A 17734-nucleotide genomic window follows, 5' to 3' on the forward strand; every position below is an offset into this window, starting at 1 on the left:
CCACGTCATGAGACTACGGAACCTGGACGGGCCCACCCACCCTGGTCCCATTAATTGAGACAACTGATCACATGCTGGATCACACGCGGACGACGTACGTGTCCGCGACCTTGTCGTGCAGTGCCTGGTGCCTGGTGTCCCACAGCGGCCAGAGGTAGTCGATCAGCGCGGCGAGACCGGCGAAGGTGCCGACCAGCGGGACGAATCCGAGCACGCTGAGCCCGATCTGGAACCCGTACCGCTTGGCGACGGCGCCCCCGGGCGGCGGAGTGGAGACGTACTGGCCGGGGGTGGGGATGTACCGGACGGCGATCCCGAGTGCCATCTTGCCGGGGGTCGCGCCCTTCTTGGTGAGGAACAGGTACTCGTAGAGGAACGAGATCACGAAGCCGATCAGGGCGGCCGGGATCAGCCACTTGTAGAACTCGGACGGCAGGCCAAACGTGCTCATCGGCGTTCCGGCCTCGGCCTGCCGCACGGAGTCGTGCAGGTAGTCCTTCAGCAGCTGCCAGTACTGGTAGTAGAAGTAGCCCGTCAGCGGCAGGCCGATGAGCGTGGCGATGATGTTGTCGATGATCTTCGCGGCCACCCGCCGCCACCAGCCGGACAGCGGCTGGCCGTCCGGTGCGGCCTTGGCCACGTGACCGGGGTAGCCGTAGCCCTGCGGCGGATAGCCCTGATTGCCGTAGTGCTGGCCGTACTGCTGGCCGTACTGCGGCTGGCCGTAAAGCTGCTGGCCGTACTGCGGCTGGCCGGGGTGCTGTTGGCCGTACTGCGGCTGCTGGCCGGCGGGCTGGCCGTACTGGGGCTGCTGCTGCGGGTACTGCGGGAGCCGCTGGCCGTACCGCGGTTCGCTCTGCTGTTGCGGCTGGATCGGCGGCTGGCCGCCGTACACCTGGCCGTGCTGAGCAGGCTGGCCGTACCTGGGCATCTCAGCAGGCTGCTGCCCCTGCTGCGGGCGACGCTGATCCGTCCAGGCGCTGCCGTCCCAGTAACGCTGCTGGGCGGGGTCCTCGGGGTCGTCGTACCAACCTGCTGCTTGAGAGCTCACCGGGAGAGTCTCGCCTACGCCAAGGGGCGTGCGCCATCCGATGGCACGTACCGGACGGAATCAGCTCGGCTGGCGCTCGATCGCGGCGGCCAGCGCGGCGATCACGTCCGGCTTCCGGGGCGCTCCGCTGGCGCGTTTCACCACGGCTCCGGTGCCGTCCAGGATCAGCGTCGTCGGCGTCCGCAGGATGTCCAGCCGCCGGACCAGCTCGAGGTGCGACTCGGCGTCCAGTTCGACGTGACGTACGCCGTCGACCATGCCTTCGACCTCGGCCAGTGTCCGCCGGGTCGCACGGCAGGGGGCACAGAACGCCGACGAGAACTGCAGCAGCGTCGCCCGGTCTCCGAGCTCACCGCCGACCTCCGCGGCCGTCACCCGCTCCACGTCGTCCTCGCTCTTCCCACGAAAGCGTCCGTCAATCCACGCCTTGAGCACACTGAGCGCCACACCGGCGACCACTGCGCCGGCCAGTACCCACAGTCCAAGGCTCACAGCTATCCACGGTACGACGCCCCGTTCAGGATTCAACCGCCCGTTTCACGTACTGAGAACAACCCGGTCTAATGGGCCTGTGGAGAGTGGAGTGACGGTGCGGTCGGGGGTGGTGGTTCCGGAGGCCGAGCTGACGTGGCGGTTCTCCCGGTCGAGCGGACCGGGAGGGCAGTCGGTGAACACCACGGACAGCCGTGTCGAGCTGAGCTTCGACGTGGCCGGCACGACGGCGTTGAGCGACGTACTGAAGACGCGCGCGCTGGAACGGCTGCAGGCACGGCTCGTGGACGGCGTACTGACGATCGCCGCGTCGGAGTACAAGTCGCAGTGGCGGAACCGGGAGGCCGCGCGGGAACGACTGGCCGTCGTCCTGCGGGAGGCGATCGCTCCACCGCCGAGGAAGCGCCGGCCGACCAAGCCGAGCAAGGCGTCCGTACGGCGTCGCCTGGACGACAAGAAGCGCCGCGGCCAGACCAAGCGGCTCCGGGGTCGCCCGGACGACTGAGTCGGCCCTCTGGCTGGTTAGGCTTTCGGCCGTGCAGGAAACGGGGAGCGGGGGGACTGAGGAACCGGAGGAGCTTCCGGAGCTCAAGGATCTGAAGGTGCGGGGCCGGTCGCTCCGCACCTGGACGTTCAGCGCGGGCGCCGTCCTGCTGGTGATCTCCGCGGCCTTCGGCGGGCTGAAGAAGGCCGGCGACGAGACGCCGCACGTGGACCCCGGTACGGCGATCGCCGCCGGCCAGTTCGAGGTGACGATCGAGCGCGCGGTGATCGTGCGGGATCTGAAGCCGCTGTTCACCCCGGACCCGGGCGGCGTGCTGATCGCGATCGTGACCAAGCTCAAGCTGACCGACGACACCGGCACGACGCCCTCGCTGGACCTGATCCGGCTGGTCGGCGTGCCCGGGGTCAAGGACACCGAGGGACCGATCGGCTCGACCAACCTGCGCGACGCGACCATGAACCCGGTACTCACCCCGGACGCCGCCGAGGACGTCGCGTTCGTCTGGCAGCTGCCGAAGGGCACCAAGCTCCCGACCGAGGTCGACCTGTCCGTGCAGGGCTACGAGCACGAGGACGAGTCGATCCTGGACCACCACGAGAAGTGGCTCCCGGACAAGGTCGTCGCCGACAGCACGGTCAAGGTGAAGGACAACCGGAAGTGACGGCGCGCAAGCTCACCAACCTCGGCCTCACGGTCGTCGTGCTGGTCGCGATCGTCGCGCTGTACCGGTGGACGCCGACCCAGAAGGACATCCAGGACCCGACCCCGGTGAAGGGCATCGTCGGGCGGGCGGTGCAGACGCCGCGGTTCGACCTGACCGTGAACGACGTCCGGGTCGGCAAGAAGCTCCGGATCCCGAACTCGGTACCGGACCGGGACAGCCTGACCGATTTCGTCGTCGTCGACGCGACCGTGGTGGCGACCCGGGAGCCGATGCACCTGCTGGGCGTGCAGATCCGGTCCGCGGACGGCGTCACGTACCTCGGCTCGAACCGCAGCGGCCTCGACGAGGTCGACCTGACCGGGTCCGAGTTCTCGCCGGGTATCCCGGTCCGCGGCTCGTTCGTGGTCGAGATGCCGGCCGACAAGGTGCCTGGGGCAACGTTCCTGGTGATGGAGAAGTCGATCCTGAACGACCTCGAACCGCAGGTCACGGTCCCGCTCGGCAAGGAAACGCCCAAGCTCGAGGACGTCGTGACGCTGACCAACGCGAGCGACACGTGAGTGGCGCACGCCGCGCACGCCGCGGCTGGTTCCGGAAGAACACGGCAGCGCTCGCGACCCTCGCCGTCGCGATCCCGTTCACCGGCTGGTGGACCACCCACAGCGACTACAAGTCCTGGTACGACGCAGAGCCCCGTAAGCCCGTAGAGGTGTCACCGGGCGGTACGCCGTACAACGGCGCCACCTGGTACGGCGCAAGCCTGGAGCAGGACCCGCAGCCCGTCGAGGGTGATGGGCACAGCCTCGAGGACAAGCTCCCGCCTGGTGCCACCCGGATCCGGGTGTACTTCCGGTTGCAGGTGGACAAGCTCTCCGCGCTCGACGGGCTCGGCGGGTGCACGTTGCACCTCCGCGCGCCGGACGGGCGTACCTGGGACGAGACCGTGATCGCCGACGACTACCAGGACCGACCGAGCGGCTGCACCGGCGGTACTGACGACAAGCCGGAGAGCTGGCGTGGTGCGGCCGCGCAGTACTACCTCAAGCCCACAGCGGGGAAGCCGTTCGAGACGGTCGCGATCTTCGTGGTACCGACGTCCGTGGCCGGTAGTGTCCGGCCGATGATCACCTGGGCTACGAAGCTTCCCCAGTACTTGGCATTCCCGAAGTAGCCGCGCTCAGGTCGGTGACGCCGTGGTCGCCGCGCGGCTGCTCGTGGACCGCACGCGTCCGCTGGCTGAGGTAGCCGGCCAGGCCGCCGATCATCCGGTCGTACGCCGCGGCGAGCAGGCTGACCTGGAGCATGATCTTCAGGCCGTCGGTGAGCAGGCTCAGCGGCTCGTCGACGACCTGCCAGAACTGCAGCGTGTGCGGGCCGAGCACCCAGAGCTTCAGCGCGATCCACACGCCGCTCGCCGCAAATGTGACGAGCGCCCAGGCCAGGAAGTACCCCAGCATCGGCCGGAGGCCCGAGCGGACCACCAGCCGGAACGCCTCCACCACCGGCGTCCAGCGGTCCTTCCAGTCCGCCACCACCGAGTTGCCGGCGACCCGGACGATCCGTGGCGTCTGCTGCCAGCGGTGCGTCAGCCGATCGAACCGCCAGCGCGGCTTCTCGAGCTTCTGTACGGCCCGGCCGTAGATGACCGCGGTCATCGTGATCCACATCAGCGGGAGCACGGCCGCGCTCCACAGGTCTCCGATGCCCGCGGCGATGAACCCGGTGACCGAGTCCCACACCTCGCGCACCTGGTTCACGCCGAGTACGTGGTCGAGCACCCACGTGTACCCGTCGTGCAGCCACTGCCAGACGACGCGCTGCTTCAGCCACGTCTTCGGCGGCGGGATCACGGACGTGGCCTGGTACACGACCACGAAGATCCACAGCGCCTCGAGGTACGTGACGAACAGCTTCCGTACCGGGCCTTCCTTCTCCTTCTTCCACTTCTTGAACACGAAGCGGAGCAGGTACGCCGTGACGCCCAGACCGATGAACAGCCAGGTGGACAGCGACTGCAGGCCCTGCGACTGCTGCGGTGTCGTACCGCCGGTAAGAACGGTGGCTGCGACGTCGTTGACCTTTTTGACGGCCAGCTGGTACTCGTAGTTGAGCGCCTCGTTCTGCAGGAACTTGTAGGCCGCGTAGAACGCCAGGAACGGCAGGAGCGCCGCAGCGATCGCGTCGAGCGGCTTGTGCTCGTCGCCGGGCTCCATGCCGTCCGGAGCGAGCATGCCCTCGGCAACAGCTCGCCTGTGGAACGGGAGTTCGCTGCGGAGCACCAAGAACATGATCACGTACATCGCGAGCGACACGACCACGAGCAGGGCCAGTACTGCGATACCGGCCGCCTCCGCCTTGGCCCCTGCTTGCACCGCGACCCACTGCAGACCCCGGTGCGCCAACTGCGCCACCAGGAAGACCGCCAGCAGACGCGGCCAGGCCTTCCCGAACAGGACCCCCGCCCGCCCCACCGTAGTGAGTAGCGTCCCCGACTCCATCGCCACGGCGACGAATGTACCTCCCGGGAAGCTCTATCAGCCCCCGGCGAACGGAGGCAGGGCGTCGACCAGGGCGCCCGCGCGCAGCGGCGTACTGGGGTCGGCGCGCTCACCGTCCAGGAGGAACGTACAGATCGACAGCACCCGCGCCAGCTCCGGCCGGTCGGTCGACACGGTGCTGACCAGATCGCCGATCGAGCCGGCGTCCGCGGTCGCCGACGACGTCCCCGCCGCCGAACGTGCGGCAGCGAAGTACCTGATGGTCACTTCCGGCATCTGATCGGCGCCTCACTGGGTCGGTGGTTCTTCCGGTATTATGTCAGCTTGCTGTTCTACCCAGTGTGTCTCAGGCCCCCGGCAACGACGCCGTCGGGGCCTGACGTGCACGAGGACCGGACCGCTGGTGCAGGGTCCGACAATCAGCACAAGGAGACGGCGTGAGCACGTTGCTTCTGCTGACGAACGCGCTGCAGGCCTCCACCGAGGTCCTGCCGTCGCTGGCCCTGCTCCCGCACCAGATCCGGATCCTGCCGCCCGAGGTCGCCGCGCTGGTCGATGCGCCGGACGCCGACGCCGTGCTGCTGGACGCCCGGCGCGACCTGGTCGCGGTCCGCAGCGCGTCCCGGCTGATCCGGACGACCGGTATCGACGTCCCGCTGATCCTGGTGGTCACCGAGGGCGGCCTGACCGCGGTCAACGCCGACTGGGGCGCGGACGACGTACTGCTCGACACCGCCGGCCCGGCCGAGATCGAGGCCCGGCTGCGGCTCGTCATCGGCCGCCTCGCCGCCACCCGGAACGACGAGCCCGAGTCCACGCTGATCCGCAGCGGCGACGTGGTCATCGACGAGGCGTCGTACACCGCGAAGCTGAACGGACGGGCGCTCGACCTGACGTACAAGGAGTTCGAGCTGTTCAAGTTCCTCGCGCAGCACCCGGGGCGGGTGTTCACGCGCGAACAGCTCCTCCAGGAGGTCTGGGGCTACGACTACTTCGGCGGGACACGCACGGTCGACGTGCACGTACGCCGGCTGCGCGCGAAGCTCGGCCCGGAGCACGAGGCCCTGATCGGTACGGTCCGCAACGTCGGGTACCGCTTCGTCGTACCGCCGACGCCGACCGCACGCGAGACGGCCGACGCGAAGGCCTAGCTGTTCAGAGGAAGAACTTCAGCAGGGTGAACGTGAGCCCCGCGGCGGCGCACAGCGCTGCCTTCCAGGACCCGAAACCCTGCCGGAACGCCGCCACGAACGTCCCGATCGTGACCGGCACGAGCATCACCAGCAACGTCACTCCCGCCGCGTGCACGCCGACATGCGACTGCCAGGTCAGCACCCACCCGACCACGAACGCGAAGGTCAACCCGAGCCAGCTACTCGTCTGGATCGACCCGTCACCACTGCTGCGATGCCCGCGATGGGAGGCCCGGGTGGGCCGCCGGTGCGAGGTCGGAGCAACGTGCGCCATCGCTCACCTTCCGTAAATACCTGAGTACGCAAGGTACCAGGATCCCTGGAAGGATACGAAAAAAGGCCGGTGCGCTCCTGCGCACCGGCCTCCTTCGCTGCGGTCAGGAACCGACGGTGATCCGGTCGGTGGCGACCGGCGTGTACGGGTCGTGCGCGGTCAGGTAGTTCGCGAACGCGTCGATGTCCAGACCGCCGAAGAACTTGTTCGTCGCGGTGGTGAAGGCCGGGAAGCCGTCACCCCCGTCGGAGAGGAAGTTGTTCGTGACGATCCGGTACGACGTACCGTCCACCAGCGGCTGGCCGCCGATCTTGATCGAGCCGGCCACGATCTTCGAACCCGCCGCCGCGGCCGGGTTCCACGTATAGGTGATCCCCGCGACCTGGAGCACCTTGTACTTCGGCGCATCGGGACCGTTCAGGCCGGAGAACTGCTGCTCCAGCAGGGCCTTGATCTGCGTACCGGTCATGTCCATCGAGACCAGGAAGTTGTTGAACGGCTGCACGGTGAACGCCTGCCCGAAGGTGACCTCACCGTTGTTCGACGCGAGGTCGGCACGGATACCGCCCGGGTTCATGAAGGCCGCGACCGGCGCCTTGCCGCCGGTCACCACCGACGGGTCGGCGAGCTGCGCGTCCGCGATCAGGTCGCCCAACGGCGACTCGAGCGAGTCGTCGTCCGTCCGGACCACCGACGGGGTGGTCAGGTGGCCGATCACCTTGTTCGCGATCGGGGCGACCAGGGCCTTGTACTTCGCGATCAGCTTGGCCGTCTTCGGGTCCTGTACGACGTCCTGGGTGACGATCTGGTTCTGCGCCAGGGTGTTCGTCCGGTCGACGTCACCGGTCGCGTTGTCGATGCTCAGCCGGACGTCGGTGACGATCCGGCCGAACGACGAGGCGCTGGTGACCAGGCGCGGCTTGCCCGCCTTGTCCGGCAGCGAGCAGTTGTACGCCTGGTGGGTGTGTCCCGAGATGATCGCGTCGATCTCCGGGTCCAGGCCGGCGTTGATGTCCACGATCGGACCGGAGATGCCCGGGCAGCTGTTGTACGCCTTCGGGTCGGCCGGGAAACCGCCCTCGTGCAGCAGTACGACGATCGACTTCACGCCCTTCTTCTGCAGCACCGGGACCAGGGCGTTCGCGGTCTCGACCTCGTCCTTGAAGGTCAGGCCCTCGACGCCGGACTTGGTCACGATGTTCGGGGTGTTCTCCAGCGTCATACCGATGAACGCGACCTTCTTACCGTCCTTGAAGGTCTTGATCGTGTACGGCGCGAACAGCGTCTTCTGGGTGTTGGTGAAGAACACGTTCGCGCTCAGGTACTTGTACTTCGCACCGGTGAACGGGTGCTCCGGGTCCGGGCAGGAGTTCTGGTTGTTCTGCCCGTCACCGTCCGGCAGACAGCCACCGGTCTGCATCCGGAGCAGCTCGTGCCAGCCCTCGTCGAACTCGTGGTTGCCCACGGACGCGGCCTCGAGTCCCATCCCGTTCAGCGCCTCGACCGTCGGCTCGTCGTGGAACGCGGCCGACAGCAGCGGCGACGCACCGATCAGGTCACCGGCGGCGACCGTCACCGAGTCATCGCCCTTCGCCGCGGCGGCGGCCCGGAGCTGCTTGAGGTGCGTGGCCAGGTACACCGCACCGCCGGCCGGGATGCCGTTGATGTTGCCGCCGGACCCGGTGGCCGGCTCCAGGTTGCCGTGGAAGTCGTTGATCGCCAGCACGTCGATCTGCGAATGGGTCGGCTTCGTTGCCTGTACGGCGGTCTGCGCCGCGGCATCTGGCTGGGTCGCAGCTCCGGCCTGGCTCAGGGATCCCCCCGCGACCAAGGCGAGCGCGACGGCCGTCCCGGCGGCGAGCAGACCAGCCACCCGCCGTCCCCCCAACCGTGCTCTGTCTCGTGCCATGTCATTCTCCGTGGTCTTGGTTGATGAGTCCGCTGAAGTTACCTGAGCAGCAAACCCTCTTTCCAGAACCTGAGAATGAACTCAGCCGAACCTTTTACTGTGTTCCGGTGACTCTCGAAGCCGTTCCCGCACCGTTGCCCCCGGCCACCGCCGCCGCCGTCACGGAACTCGCCCGCGCCGCAGCAGACAGTGACGGCGTCCACCCGCTCTCCGAACGCACCCTGCTGCACCTGGACGGCGAACACCCCGGCGACGTCCATGTCCTCGCCTACGAAGGCGATCCAGGCACCATCGAGGTCAGCGGCCTGCAGAGCGCCCGCAACCTCGTCGGGTACGCCGCCCTCTCCCCCGACGGCTCCGCCGAACTGGTCGTCGCACCGTCGTACCGGCGGCAGGGCTACGGTACGGCGCTGCTCCGGATGCTCCTGGACCACGGCGGCTCCCGTACTCGCGTCTGGGCGCACGGCCGGCTACCCGGCGCCGACGAACTGGCCCAGCGCCTGGGCCTGGAGGTGACGCGTGAGCTGTACTTCCTCCGCCGTACCAGGGCTGCTCTTCCCGACCCGGTGTGGCCCGACGGGATCACCGTACGTACGTTCGTCCCCGGCCAGGACAACGCGGCCTGGCTAAAGGTCAACGCGGAGGCCTTCGCCGACCACCCCGAACAGGGCAGCTGGACCGCAGCCGACCTGGCCGAACGCCTGCAGCAACCGTGGTTCGACCCGCGCGGTTTCTTCCTGGCCGTCTCCTCGACCGGCGAGCTGGCCGGCTTCCACTGGACCAAGGTCGAGGACGGCGTCGGAGAGGTCTACGTAGTAGGCGTCTCCCCATCCTTCCAAGGCCAAGGCCTAGGCAAGTCCCTGACCCTCCGAGGCCTCCACCACCTCCAGTCCGACCGCAACCTGGACGAGATCGTCCTCTACGTAGACGGCACCAACACCCCCGCCAGAGCCCTCTACACCACCCTCGGCTTCACCACCGCCGCACTGGACGTCCAGTACGCCCCTCACATACCGTGACCGGCATCACAACCCCAAGTCGCGTCATAAACCCCCACCCCGCCCCGTCCCCCATCAACCAGGAGCCGTCCGAGCCTCTTACCCCCCAGCCGGGCGGCTCCTGGCCCCCATCCCCCGTTATCCACAACTGCACCTTTTGACATCGAACCCCGCCCCACCACCCCGTTACGATCTGTGTCAACTACGGAGGGCTGACACACGTGACACACCGCAACAACCGAACCAAAACCCTTCTGACCTGCCTAGCCACCACCACACTCCTAACCGCCTGCACCCAAGCCAGCCCCGAAGCAGGCCACCCCAACACGTCCCCACCGTCGACGTCGACAAGCTCCGCGGTCACCTCGGCGCCGGCATCATCGGCCACACCGACCAGTGCGCCCCAACGCCCCACGGCGGCAACCGGACTTACTCTTTCCGCGGCCGAGGCGTTCGTGAGGTACTACGTGAGCCTGTTGAACTACGCCTCGACGACCGGCGACGTCGCACCGATGGCGGCAGCCACCGCGACCACCTGCCACCAATGCAAGCTCTACTCCGACTACGTGGCAAAGGTGAACGCGGCCAACGGCGGGCTCACCGGGGACTATTTCGAACGCGTCGACGACGTACCTGACCTGTTTCGAGGCGACGGGGGTCGTGTCGGCGGATACGCGTCGGTGACAATCGGCGCGTATACGTCGAAGGATTCTCCATCGGCAAAGCCCGTGACAAGCGTGGCGACGAAATACAAGCGCCAGTTCACGCTGAGCGCGAAGCAGGGGTCATGGGTGATGGCCGCGATGCAGCTGGTACCTCGATGAGTCGCCGAGCCGTCGTGGCCGGCACACAGCTGGCGATCCTTACGGCGCTCGTGTTCAGCGAGCCTGTCACAGCAGCCGCGCTGCGCTCCGGACCAGCGACGCCCACACCGTTGCCTGTCGTGAAGGTGAAGCCTAGCCGCGAAGGGCTGCAGGAGAGTGCGGAAGGCATCATTCAGCGAAGCCGGAAGGGTAAGACGTCCGGCAAGAGCACACCGGCGACGGCCAAGACGCAATCGGCTGGGGACAGGCATCCGCGACAAGCTCAGCGGAGGGACCATCCCGCGAAGTCGGTTGAGGACGATCTCGAACTGAACATCGGTGTCTGTGGCCGGATGCAGCCGGACGGAACGGTGCCCGGGCCGACTCGATGCCAGCCCGGCGGCGACGAGCGACCGACGAGACGCATCGACCCACCGACTGTGGTCACCCCACGACCGGAAGACATCACTTGGGAACAGGTGCGAACCGAGACGAAGAACTCGGTGTTCCCTGGCCTCACAGTCAAGGTGCAGCCCAGCGGACGAACGCTGGTGAACATGGCCACCATCGTGTACACCACCGACAACAAGGTGTCGACGACGACCGTGACGCTGCTCGGATTCCCCGTTGTCGTCCAGGCGACGCCGCTCAGCTACACCTGGGATTTCGGCGACGGCCAAACCCTCACGACAACAACTCCGGGCAAGCCCTACCCAGCTGCAGAAATCACCCACAAGTATCTCAAGCGCGCCGGTGTCGGCCTGACCGTCGCCACCAATTACGGTGCCCGGTTCAACGTGGCCAACACAGGCTGGCAGTACGTCCCCGGCACCATCCCCATCACCGGCCCCGCGACCCTCCTCCAGGTCCGCGAAGCCGTACCTGTGTTGGTTGATCCTGGGCGCTGATCGAGGTCGGCGTTACTCGCGGGGTCTGTTAGTGGATTGGGTGGGTCTGGTCCGGAGGCCTGAGGTTGTGGTGGGTCTGCGGGTTCCGTGGCCGAGGTTTGGGCGGTGGGCGACGGCGCCGGAGGCTGCGGGCTGTGCCTGGAGGAAACGCATGTTGTCCAGGCCGTCGGTCCGTGCGGCCGGTGCCACGAGGGTTGTCGGGCGGTCGCCGGTGGACAGGGTAGGCAGCGTGGGCTGGTCGGCGCCGACCGGAGCGTTGAAGCGGTAGGTCCGGCGGAGTTCGTTCACTCTCGCGTCAAGGGCCGATCGGATATCCCGGGCGACGGCGTGGCCGGTGGGTGCTTCGGTGTTCGGGAGGGTTGGCCAGTGGGCGTGCAGAATCGGTTCGATCAGTTGGGCGCGGATCGCTTGTTGGGTGCGGGGGTCGCGGTGGGTCAGTTCGGTCAGGTGGTTCGTCAGTACGGCGTGAGCCAACTGGTCGAAGTGCATGACGGCCGGCCCGCGGCAGGCGTCGTTGATCAGGTCGTTCCGCGTGTAGGCCGGTCCGGTGATATGCGTCATCAGGTCGCTGGTCGCAGCAAAAGCTCCTGGGTACAGCGGCTCGCCGAAGGTCAGGCCGCGGTATCCCGTTCGTTTCGCGAACAGTTCGAAGTCGTCGAAGGCCCTTACCTCGGCGAAGCCTTCCATCAGGCCGCGTGAATGCGCGGTCAGTACAGCGTTCGGCGTCCCCGGCGCCTTGATCTGCATGCCGCCGTGGGTCGACTCGTGCAGGACGGTCGCCAGCGCCTCGGCCTGATCGGCCGCGCGCTCGGCGGAGACAGTGCCCGTCAGGTGCATCAGCACACGGTGCTTGGACAGCCGGAGGGCTCCGGTCTTCGGATCCAGACCGCCCATCGTGTCGAGGCTCGTGGCGTACAACTCGCGATTCCAGCGGTCGGCGGCCACCGGGCGAAGCGATTGGGCGACCTCGTACAGGTACTTGACGTGTTGATAGACGAACGAGTCGGGCGAGACCCGTTGGTCCGCGTCCACGTCAGTCCTCGGGCCAGTGCCCGCGCAGCATGATCTCCATGTGGTGGAGGGCTCGCGTCATTCCCCGGATGCTTGGGGCCTCGTCGGCGGGGGCGCGGTCTGCGATCGCCCAGATCTTGTGTCGCGCCTCCGCGAGCGCGTCTGCCTTTTCCTCGTCGGTCCCGTCGGACAAATATGCCGCGGCGTGGATCGCGCCGGCTTCGTGGTAAAGCGGGCCGTATTGGCGCGGAGGGGGTGGCGGTTCGGCGAGGTCCTCGATCATTCCGAGCGCGAAGGCGCGGTCGTCGCCCTCGGGCTCGTCGGCGATCAGCTCTCGCAGCTGCTCTTGTGCCTTCGCGAGGTCGAAGGCGGGGTCGGTCTTCTGTTCGTAGCGTGCCTGTGAGAAAGCGGAGTTGAACCGCGCGAGGTCGAACGGCATGGCGGCTCCTCGGGGGAGGTTTCGGTGGTGATTGCCACGATATCGACGGGCGGTCGGGGGGCGTGGGAGTTATCCACAGGGTTGGTGGAGGGCTGTTTTCAGGTGGGTGGTGAGGTGGTTGAGGGCCTCGCGGGTCCTGCCTGGGACTGTTAGGAGGTTGGCGTGGCCGTGGGGGAGGGTGGGGTGGTGGATGTGGGTGAGGGGGTTGCCCGCGGCGGTTAGGGATTTGGCGTACTCCAGGGCCTCGTCGCGTAGGGGGTCGAAGCCGGCGGTGGACAGGTAGGTGGGCGGGAGGTTCCGCAGGTCTGGGGCGCGGAGGGGGGAGACGAGGGGGTCGGGGCGGAGGGTGGGGTCGGGGGTGTACATGTCGCGGTACCAGATGATGTCTTCTTCGGTGAGGATGAAGCCTTCGGAGAAGAGGTCTCGACTGGGGCGGCGGGCGACCAGGTCCAGGGCTGGGTAGAGGAGGACCTGGAGGGCCGGTTGTGGGAGGCCTCGCAGGACGGTCTGCTGGGCTACTACGGCGGCCAGGTTTCCGCCGGCGCTGTCACCTCCGACTGCTACCAACGACGGGTCGGCGCCCAAGTCTTCGGCGTGGTCGGCGGCCCAGGTGAAGGCGGCGATCGCGTCCTCGGCGGCGGTTGGGGCGGGGGCCTCGGGGGCCAGGCGGTAGTCGACGGAGAGGACCCGGATCCCCGCGTCGGCGGCGATCACACGGCAGAACGCGTCGTGGGTGTCGAGGTCGCCGACCACCCATCCCCCGCCGTGGAAGAACACAAGCAAGCCGCCGAGTGCAGTGCCAGGGGTCGGGTCGGCGGCGGGTGGTTTCGGGTGGGGAACGTACAAGCGGGCGCCGAGCTGGCCGGTGGCGCCGCGGACGGTGAGGTCGGTTACTCGTTGTACTTCGACCGGCGTGCCCGGGATGAGCCGGCAGAGTGCGCGGAAGTGCGCGCGGGCGGTGGCGGCGTCCGTCTTGGTTGTGTGTGGCAACAGGTTGTCGACGCGGAGCATGAGCTGGATGTCGGGGTCCAGCGTGTTGCCGTCGATCTGGATCGGGGCGCCGGCGATCCGGCGGCGGACCGCGGCCGGGAGGGCGTACAGCGGGGTGAGGGCGTGCGCCTGTACGGACGTCACCGTGTCACGCAGTACCGAGTCCAGTCGTGAGTTCACAAGGAGTGACGCTAGCAACTGATCTGCCGGGCAACCCTCACCAGACAACGGAAACGTCACATTCGGCAACGCGCGGACGGCTACCCGTTGTTCACGAAAGAATGGGATGCTAGGCCGCGTGGCTGGAGACTTGCTGGCATCCCACAACCGGGAGTACGACGTCGAACCGCCGTACGACATCGACGCGGCCGGTGACCTCCCGGAGCACCGGTTCTCGGACCGGGAGCTGAGCTGGCTGGCGTTCAACCAGCGGGTCCTGGAGCTCGCGGAGGACGACAAGATCCCGCTGCTCGAGCGGGCCAAGTTCCTCGCCATCTTCGCCAGCAACCTGGACGAGTTCTACATGGTCCGGATCGCCGGCCTGAAGCGCCGGATCGCGGCCGGGGTCGCGGTGAAGGCGGCCAGCGGTCTGCTCCCCCGCGAGGTGCTGGACCGGAGCCTGGCGAAGAGCCGGGAGCTGATGGACCGGCACGCGGAGACCTGGCGGAAGTCGGTGCAGCCGGCGCTGACCGAGCAGGGCATCGACATCCTGCGCTGGGACGAGCTGGAGCACAACGAGCGCGAGGACATGACCCGGTTCTTCCGGGACCGGATCTTCCCGGTACTGACCCCGCTGGCGGTCGACCCGTCGCACCCGTTCCCGTACATCTCCGGTCTGAGCCTCAACCTGGCCGTGGTGGTCCGCAACCCCGACACCGGCGGCGAGCACTTCGCCCGGGTGAAGGTGCCGCCGCTGCTGCCGAGGTTCGTGAAGGTCGCCGAGGGCCGGTTCGTACCGCTCGAGGACGTCATCGCGACGCACCTGGGCCAGCTGTTCCCGGGGATGGAGGTCACCCAGAACCACACCTTCCGCGTCACCCGGAACGAGGACCTCGAGGTCGAGGAGGACGACGCGGAGAACCTGCTGGCCGCGCTCGAGAAGGAGCTGCTGCGCCGAAGGTTCGGTCCGCCGGTCCGGCTCGAGGTGGAGGAGTCGATCGACCCGCAGGTGCGGGCCCTGCTGCTGTCGGAGCTGGGTGTCACCGAGGCGGAGGTGTTCGAGCTCCCCGGCCCGCTGGACCTGCGCGGCCTGTTCACGATCGCGAGCCTGGACCGGGCCGAGCTGAAGTACCCGGCGTTCGTACCGTCGACCCATCCGCACCTGGCCGAGGTGGAGACCTCGAACCCGGCGGACATGTTCCACGCGCTCAAGCAGCGCGACGTACTGGTCCACCACCCGTACGACTCGTTCTCGACGAGCGTCCAGCGCTTCATCGAGCAGGCCGCGGCGGATCCGCACGTCCTGGCGATCAAGCAGACGCTGTACCGGACCAGTGGTGACTCCCCGATCGTCGACGCGCTCATCGACGCGGCCGAGGCCGGCAAGCAGGTCCTGGTACTGGTGGAGATCCAGGCGCGCTTCGACGAGCAGGCCAACATCAAGTGGGCCCGCCAGCTCGAGCACGCCGGTTGCCACGTCGTGTACGGCGTGATCGGTCTGAAGACGCACTGCAAGCTCTCGATGGTCGTACGTGACGAGCCGGACGGCCTGCGCCGCTACGCGCACATCGGCACCGGCAACTACCACCCGAAGACGGCCAGGCTCTACGAGGACCTGGGGTTGCTCACGAGCGACCGTGTTGTCACAGAGGACGTCGCACTGCTCTTCAACCACCTGTCCGGCTTCGGTCGCAGCGCCGGCTACCGGCGGATCCTGGTAGCTCCCCAGTCCGTACGGCGTGGGCTGGTCGAGCGGATCGACCGGGAGATCCAGCACCACCACGCGGGCCGTCCCGCGCGGATCCGGATCAAGGTGAACAGCCTGGTCGACGAGGCCCTGTGCGACGCGCTGTACCGGGCCTCGCAGGCCGGCGTACCGGTGGACCTGTGGATCCGGGGCATCTGCACGCTCCGCCCCGGCGTACCCGGGCTGTCGGAGAACATCCAGGTCCGCAGCATCCTGGGCCGGTTCCTCGAGCACAGCCGGGTGTTCCTGTTCGAGAACGGCGGCGAGCCGGAGGTGTGGATCGGTTCCGCCGATCTCATGCACCGGAACCTGGACCGCCGCGTCGAGGTGCTGGTGCAGCTGAAGGAGCAGGACCACGTCGCGGAGCTGGGCGACATGTTCGACCTGGCGATGGACGAGGGCACCGGCTCCTGGTGGCTGCAGCCGGACGACAGCTGGCAGCCTCGGCTGAACGGTCCGGACGGCGAGCCGCTGCGTGACCTGCAGGAACGGTTGATCCGGACCCGTGGCCGGCGCCGCGCGATCGACCCCGTCAGTTAGCCGCCGGAGCACGTTTCTTAGGGTGAGGCCATGAGCAACCCGGCGACCGTTATCGCCGCGGGTGGTGTCGTCTGGCGGGAACGCGACGGCACCCGGCAGGTGCTGCTGGTGCACCGTCCCCGGTACGACGACTGGTCCCTCCCCAAAGGCAAGCTGACCACGAACGAACATGTGCTGCTCGCTGCCCGGCGCGAGATCGAGGAGGAGACCGGGCAGCGCGTGGTGCTCGGTCCACCGCTCGGTGTGCAGCGGTACGCGATCCGCAAGAACGGCGGTACTGCGGAGAAGCTCGTGCACTACTGGTCGGCCGTACCGGTCGACGACGGCGGGTTCGAGCCGAACGACGAGGTCGACGAGATCAGCTGGCTGTCGGTGGACAAGGCCCGCGCCAAGCTGAGCTACCCGCGTGACGTGGACATCCTGGACGCACTGGATCGCGTAGTACCCGTCGTGGCCACCGTGATCGTCGTACGGCATGCAGACGCGGTGAAGCGTAAGGACTGGGACGGAAAGGACACGCTCCGCCCACTGACCAGCACGGGTACTGAGGTCGCAGAGCGGCTCAGTGGCGTACTGGCGGCGCTCGGCGCGAACAGGATCATCAGCAGCGACGCGGAGCGCTGTGTCGCGACAGTCGCACCGTACGCAACCTCTCTCGACCGCCACATCCACCTGCGGCCGGAGATCTCCGAACGGGGGTACGACGCCGACCCGGACGGCCTGCGCGGTCTGGCCAAGCGGGTGTGGCGCCCTGACAAGGTGACGGTCATCTGCTCGCACCGTCCGGTGCTGCCGGCGCTCTCACGGGAGCTGGGCCTGAAGGTAGGCAAGTTCGCCACCGGCGCGTTCCTGGTCGCACACCAGCTGGCCGACGGCCGGGTGATCCACGAACGGTTCGGAGCACCCTAGAAGGTGCCGGAGCGCTGAGCGACACGGCTCGGTGACGATCCAGGTACGGACGACGGCGCGGCCGGGAGACACTGGAGCTGACGGGTATGTTCCTACCCGAGGAACCGGCGCCCCACCGGGTGGCGGTCTGAGGAGAGGTTCGGGGCGCACCATGACGATGATGCGAGAACTGACGCTGATCGGGATCCGGATGGAATCGCCCAACCGGGCCCCGGTGATGATGCTGCGCGAGACCGAGGGCTACCGCTACCTGCCGATCTCGATCGGTTCGGTCGAGGCGACCGCGATCGCCTACGAGGAGCAGGGCCTGCGGCCGTCGCGGCCGCTCACCCACGACCTGATGCGGGACCTGATCCTGGCCTTCGACGTCCACATCGAGGCGGTCGAGATCGTCGAGCTGCGGGACGCGGTGTTCTTCGCCGAGCTGGTGCTCGCCAACGGCGCCCGGGTGTCAGCCAGACCGAGCGACTCGGTCGCGCTCGCGGTCCGTCTGGGTACGCCGATCCGCTGCACCGAAGAGGTGCTGCGCGAGGCCGGCGTCGCCACCCCGGAGGAAGAACAGGCCGAACTGGAACGGTTCCGCCAGTTCCTGGACGGCGTGGCCCCGGAAGACTTCTCCAGCTGACCCGAACACAATTCAGAAA

General features: G+C 67.8%; 20 protein-coding genes. 11 read left to right on the top strand and 9 right to left on the bottom strand.

Translation table 11 applies throughout. The features are described 5' to 3' along the window. Window positions 1-79: 79 nt before the first annotated feature. On the bottom strand, window positions 80-1051 hold the full coding sequence (locus ACZ5BU_RS19535) for an RDD family protein (RefSeq protein ID WP_465700689.1): 972 nt from the start codon (window positions 1049-1051) through the stop codon (window positions 80-82). Window positions 1052-1111: 60 nt separating this feature from the next. Continuing rightward, complete coding sequence (locus ACZ5BU_RS19540; RefSeq protein ID WP_465700690.1) at window positions 1112-1543, bottom strand: TlpA family protein disulfide reductase; 432 nt, start codon at window positions 1541-1543, stop codon at window positions 1112-1114. A 91-nt stretch (window positions 1544-1634) separates the two neighbouring features. Between ACZ5BU_RS19540 and arfB the strand changes: the two genes are divergently transcribed. The 4 genes from arfB to ACZ5BU_RS19560 are packed head-to-tail and all read left to right on the top strand — an operon-like array spanning window position 1635 to window position 3883. Beyond that, window positions 1635-2048 carry an alternative ribosome rescue aminoacyl-tRNA hydrolase ArfB gene (gene arfB, locus ACZ5BU_RS19545; RefSeq protein WP_465700692.1) on the top strand — a complete coding sequence of 138 codons (414 nt, stop codon included), beginning with the start codon at window positions 1635-1637 and terminating at the stop codon, window positions 2046-2048. Window positions 2049-2079: 31 nt separating this feature from the next. After that, entirely contained in the window at window positions 2080-2709 is a 630-nt protein-coding gene (locus ACZ5BU_RS19550; RefSeq protein WP_465700694.1) for a hypothetical protein, read from the top strand. Next, entirely contained in the window at window positions 2706-3272 is a 567-nt protein-coding gene (locus ACZ5BU_RS19555; RefSeq protein WP_465700696.1) for a hypothetical protein, read from the top strand. Before ACZ5BU_RS19550 ends, ACZ5BU_RS19555 begins: the two co-directional genes overlap by 4 nt. Continuing rightward, the gene (locus tag ACZ5BU_RS19560; protein WP_465700698.1) at window positions 3269-3883 is read left to right on the top strand and encodes a hypothetical protein; all 615 of its coding nucleotides are present in this window, start codon (window positions 3269-3271) and stop codon (window positions 3881-3883) included. The genes ACZ5BU_RS19555 and ACZ5BU_RS19560 overlap by 4 nt, the downstream gene beginning before the upstream one ends. Here the strand turns inward: ACZ5BU_RS19560 and ACZ5BU_RS19565 are convergent. Beyond that, window positions 3846-5210 carry a hypothetical protein gene (locus tag ACZ5BU_RS19565; protein WP_465701073.1) on the bottom strand — a complete coding sequence of 455 codons (1365 nt, stop codon included), beginning with the start codon at window positions 5208-5210 and terminating at the stop codon, window positions 3846-3848. The genes ACZ5BU_RS19560 and ACZ5BU_RS19565 overlap by 38 nt on opposite strands. A gap of 36 nt (window positions 5211-5246) precedes the next feature. Continuing rightward, window positions 5247-5486: a MoaD/ThiS family protein gene (locus ACZ5BU_RS19570; RefSeq protein ID WP_465700699.1), complete on the bottom strand. Its 240-nt coding sequence runs from the start codon at window positions 5484-5486 to the stop codon at window positions 5247-5249. Between the two features lie 161 nt (window positions 5487-5647). On the opposite strand from ACZ5BU_RS19570, the gene ACZ5BU_RS19575 reads away from it, so the two are divergent. After that, window positions 5648-6361, top strand: a complete 714-nt coding sequence (locus ACZ5BU_RS19575; protein WP_465700701.1) for a winged helix-turn-helix domain-containing protein — start codon at window positions 5648-5650, stop codon at window positions 6359-6361. A gap of 4 nt (window positions 6362-6365) precedes the next feature. On the opposite strand, the gene ACZ5BU_RS19580 is transcribed toward ACZ5BU_RS19575, so the two are convergent. Both ACZ5BU_RS19580 and ACZ5BU_RS19585 read right to left on the bottom strand, forming a co-directional pair. Next, window positions 6366-6677, bottom strand: coding sequence for a hypothetical protein (locus ACZ5BU_RS19580; RefSeq protein WP_465700702.1), 312 nt, complete (start codon window positions 6675-6677; stop codon window positions 6366-6368). Between the two features lie 103 nt (window positions 6678-6780). Continuing rightward, window positions 6781-8586 (bottom strand): bifunctional metallophosphatase/5'-nucleotidase, encoded by a 1806-nt coding sequence (locus tag ACZ5BU_RS19585; protein ID WP_465700704.1) that lies wholly within the window; start codon window positions 8584-8586, stop codon window positions 6781-6783. 107 nt (window positions 8587-8693) lie between these two features. Here ACZ5BU_RS19585 and mshD point away from each other — a divergent pair, with 107 nt between their 5' ends. The 3 genes from mshD (at window position 8694) to ACZ5BU_RS19600 (ending at window position 11295) form a co-directional block, all read left to right on the top strand. Continuing rightward, window positions 8694-9605 (top strand): mycothiol synthase, encoded by a 912-nt coding sequence (gene mshD / locus ACZ5BU_RS19590; RefSeq protein ID WP_465700705.1) that lies wholly within the window; start codon window positions 8694-8696, stop codon window positions 9603-9605. A 200-nt stretch (window positions 9606-9805) separates the two neighbouring features. Then, window positions 9806-10408 carry a DUF6318 family protein gene (locus ACZ5BU_RS19595; protein WP_465700707.1) on the top strand — a complete coding sequence of 201 codons (603 nt, stop codon included), beginning with the start codon at window positions 9806-9808 and terminating at the stop codon, window positions 10406-10408. A 119-nt stretch (window positions 10409-10527) separates the two neighbouring features. Next, window positions 10528-11295, top strand: coding sequence for a PKD domain-containing protein (locus ACZ5BU_RS19600; protein ID WP_465701075.1), 768 nt, complete (start codon window positions 10528-10530; stop codon window positions 11293-11295). A 12-nt stretch (window positions 11296-11307) separates the two neighbouring features. Here the strand turns inward: ACZ5BU_RS19600 and ACZ5BU_RS19605 are convergent, their stop codons facing one another. The 3 genes from ACZ5BU_RS19605 to ACZ5BU_RS19615 form a co-directional block, all read right to left on the bottom strand. Then, window positions 11308-12327: a hypothetical protein gene (locus ACZ5BU_RS19605; RefSeq protein WP_465700709.1), complete on the bottom strand. Its 1020-nt coding sequence runs from the start codon at window positions 12325-12327 to the stop codon at window positions 11308-11310. Between the two features lies 1 nt (window position 12328). Beyond that, on the bottom strand, window positions 12329-12745 hold the full coding sequence (locus ACZ5BU_RS19610) for a hypothetical protein (RefSeq protein ID WP_465700710.1): 417 nt from the start codon (window positions 12743-12745) through the stop codon (window positions 12329-12331). A gap of 69 nt (window positions 12746-12814) precedes the next feature. After that, complete coding sequence (locus ACZ5BU_RS19615; RefSeq protein WP_465700711.1) at window positions 12815-13915, bottom strand: alpha/beta hydrolase; 1101 nt, start codon at window positions 13913-13915, stop codon at window positions 12815-12817. A 106-nt stretch (window positions 13916-14021) separates the two neighbouring features. Between ACZ5BU_RS19615 and ACZ5BU_RS19620 the strand changes: the two genes are divergently transcribed. The 3 genes from ACZ5BU_RS19620 (at window position 14022) to ACZ5BU_RS19630 (ending at window position 17715) form a co-directional block, all read left to right on the top strand. After that, window positions 14022-16181, top strand: coding sequence for an RNA degradosome polyphosphate kinase (locus ACZ5BU_RS19620; protein WP_465700713.1), 2160 nt, complete (start codon window positions 14022-14024; stop codon window positions 16179-16181). 30 nt (window positions 16182-16211) lie between these two features. Next, entirely contained in the window at window positions 16212-17090 is an 879-nt protein-coding gene (locus ACZ5BU_RS19625; RefSeq protein WP_465700714.1) for an NUDIX hydrolase, read from the top strand. A 151-nt stretch (window positions 17091-17241) separates the two neighbouring features. Continuing rightward, entirely contained in the window at window positions 17242-17715 is a 474-nt protein-coding gene (locus ACZ5BU_RS19630; protein WP_141858103.1) for a bifunctional nuclease family protein, read from the top strand. The last annotated feature ends 19 nt before the right edge of the window (window positions 17716-17734 follow it).

Source organism: Kribbella sp. NPDC031520, from assembly GCF_055580825.1.